At 31.1% G+C, this 2555-nt stretch carries 2 protein-coding genes and 1 pseudogene; all 3 read right to left on the bottom strand.

Annotation, left to right across the window (positions count from 1 at the left end; translation table 11 throughout):
- Nucleotides 1–106: 106 nt before the first annotated feature.
- The 3 genes and pseudogenes from WYK_RS06025 to WYK_RS06015 all read right to left on the bottom strand — a co-directional run bounded on the left by WYK_RS06025 (nucleotide 107) and on the right by WYK_RS06015 (nucleotide 2430).
- Nucleotides 107–638, bottom strand: a pseudogene (locus WYK_RS06025) (GNAT family N-acetyltransferase).
- A gap of 278 nt (nucleotides 639–916) precedes the next feature.
- On the bottom strand, nucleotides 917–1918 hold the full coding sequence (locus WYK_RS06020; RefSeq protein ID WP_040373659.1) for an anti sigma factor C-terminal domain-containing protein: 1002 nt from the start codon (nucleotides 1916–1918) through the stop codon (nucleotides 917–919).
- On the bottom strand, nucleotides 1915–2430 hold the full coding sequence (locus WYK_RS06015) for an RNA polymerase sigma factor (protein WP_051387339.1): 516 nt from the start codon (nucleotides 2428–2430) through the stop codon (nucleotides 1915–1917). The genes WYK_RS06020 and WYK_RS06015 overlap by 4 nt, the downstream gene beginning before the upstream one ends.
- Between the last annotated feature and the right edge of the window lie 125 nt (nucleotides 2431–2555).

Raw genomic sequence — 2555 nt, 5'->3', positions numbered from 1 at the left:
AACCATTCACATTTAGTGTCTTTCAATAAGGCTTTGTTTTACTATATCTTCATTGAACTAAAGCATCCCATCAAAGGAAAGAATTACTTTATACTGACAAATTGTATTAATTATATTCACTTTTTAAAAGACCATATACATTAACGTCTTCATAATTGCCTTCAAGAAGCTTATTTTCTTTTAAAGTCCCTTCTATATGTAAACCTGCTTTCTCTAAAAACTATTATTGAACCTTTATTTCTAGAAATTGCTGATGCCCATATTCTATTCAAATTTAGTTCTTCAAAACCAAATTCAATCATTCGGTTAGCTGCTTCTGTTGCAAATCCATTTCCCCAATAATCTCTACCAATCCAGTATCCTAATTCTCCTTTGTTGTTACTTTTATCAATTCTGATGGTAATAGTCCCAACTATTTTTTCGGATTTTTTAGATACAATAACTAAAGGATACTCAATACCTTTTTCTATTAACTCTGGTTGAGAATCAATCCATTCTTCTGCAAATTTTAATAAATATGGATGAGGTAAACCTATTATACTTGCTACTTCAATATTATTAGCCAGTTGTTGAATTTCAATTGAATCATCTTTACTGAAAGGTTTTAATTCTAAACGATCTGTTTCTAATTTCAACATTGTGACACCCCTTCAATCACTTCTTTTTTTAATCTAAATTAACATTTTCTGCTATTTATATCCACTTATCCCTTTTATTTCAATAAAAATCTTTACTTTTTTGCTCAAATTATAGAAAATCTAGTTAACATAAACCCTAATTATCGGTAATAAAACTGATTGACCAGCAATTTAAAAAGGTGGACTCATTGAGTTCACCTTTTTAATAGAGTTATTTCTTACTTTGAAAAGTTTTAGTATCTTTCAATAAGATGTATTTTTCCCTTTAGCCATAGTAGTTAATAAGTAGTAGTAACTGCTCCTAAAACACCGGTTCTCACTTGTGGAATATTTTTAACTTTTAGTAAGTTTTTAGGTGTTCCACTTACAACTGCACCCAAAATTTTTATTTGGTCAGTCTTTATTTCCTTGTTTGCGCCTTTAAGATCCTTATAAACCTTTTTTATTTCTTTATGGTCGTAACCATCACTTTCTTCTGATGCAGTCTCTTTTAACCAATTTATAAAAAACTCCTCACTACGAACATCTTTCCTATGTTCAAAACCGTAAAAATGAAAGCCATTCGCAGTTATCGGATAATCTTCATATTCCAATTTATCGTAGACATCAACCCAATACCATTCGAGTGATACACCTTCTGGTATCAAATCTCTCACTTCTTGAGGTGACAATTTATCAGTGAATGAAATGGCCAACTCAGCTGCTGCAGTCTCAGGCATCTTTTCTAAACGAGGAAAATCATTTGTCATCGACTCGTACTCTACATCAGGATGATAATATTCCATGATTAGTTGTTTCGTATATCTATCATAACTACGACTAGTTTCAACCTGTTCTAATTGTATCGGTGAATGGTCACCTCCAAGAGATCCCCCTTCACCAAACAGACTGTATTCTGTTTTCCTCTCTCCCCAATCTACCGGTTTTCCATTGATAATTTTATATTGTTCAAAGGTAATGATTCCACTAAATAAACCAGTGGAGACAGTTTGATCACCTGTACTATATACATTGGGATTCATAAAAGTACTGTTAGAAACTCTTGATTCCATCATTGCCTTATCCTCTTGACTTTGCTTAATAACAGGCAATACACCCAAAAAACAAAGCATCAATATGCTTGAAACAATAGCTGAAATAAATATATTACGTAAAATTGTTTTTCGTCGAGCTTTTTTTATGGTCTTTACAAGTGTTCCAGTTTGTTCTACATTTTCATCAAATAAGGCTTCTATATCGTTGTCAATCATACTGATTTTTCTATCATTCTTGTCTTTCATTTTTCTATCACTCCCTTTTCATAACTACTCTTAAATTGTTTCCTGGCTCTAAATATGTACGTTTTTAATGTTCCAAGCTTCATATCTAACAGTTGGCAGATTTCCTCATAACTTAAATCCATTTCGTACTTCAAAACGAGTAAATGTTTATAAAGAGGTTTCAGTTGATTTAGAGTAGCATTAATTTCTTCCCGATTTTCGATATGATCGAAATGCTCCTCAGGTAATGGCTGATTATCAATAAACACTTGATTTCTAATTGTTACAGTTACATTCCTATTTTGTTTACGACAAAGATCATAATATTTATTTAAAGCTACACGGAACAGCCAACTTGAAATTTTTTCTGGTTCAATAGAATCAATATAGAGTAGCCATTTATATAAAGATTCTTGAATAATATCCTCCGCATCCAAAGGATTAGCACCAATTTTAATAAGATATCGTTTAATAACATGTACTTTTTCACCTATCAAATGTTGTAACAATTCATTATCCACTTGTACCTCCATTCTGGTTCACCTATTAAACGATATAAAAATAAAAAAGTTTACAAAAATAACAAAAATTACTTATTTACATAAGCCTCTAATATCGGTAATGGAAAATGATGAACAGCCATTTAAAAAGATGAACT

This window comes from Peribacillus psychrosaccharolyticus ATCC 23296 (assembly GCF_000305495.1).
Lineage (GTDB): Bacteria > Bacillota > Bacilli > Bacillales > DSM-1321 > Peribacillus > Peribacillus psychrosaccharolyticus.
The sequence above is the reverse complement of the archived record's forward strand: the minus strand, read 5'-3'. Positions and strand labels throughout refer to the sequence as shown.

Excerpts from the sequence above, each read along its gene's own strand:
- WYK_RS06020 (WP_040373659.1), bottom strand. The coding sequence starts at position 1,918 with ATGAAAGACAAGAATGATAGAAAAATCAGTATGATTGACAACGATATA.
- WYK_RS06015 (WP_051387339.1), bottom strand. The coding sequence starts at position 2,430 with ATGGAGGTACAAGTGGATAATGAATTGTTACAACATTTGATAGGTGAA.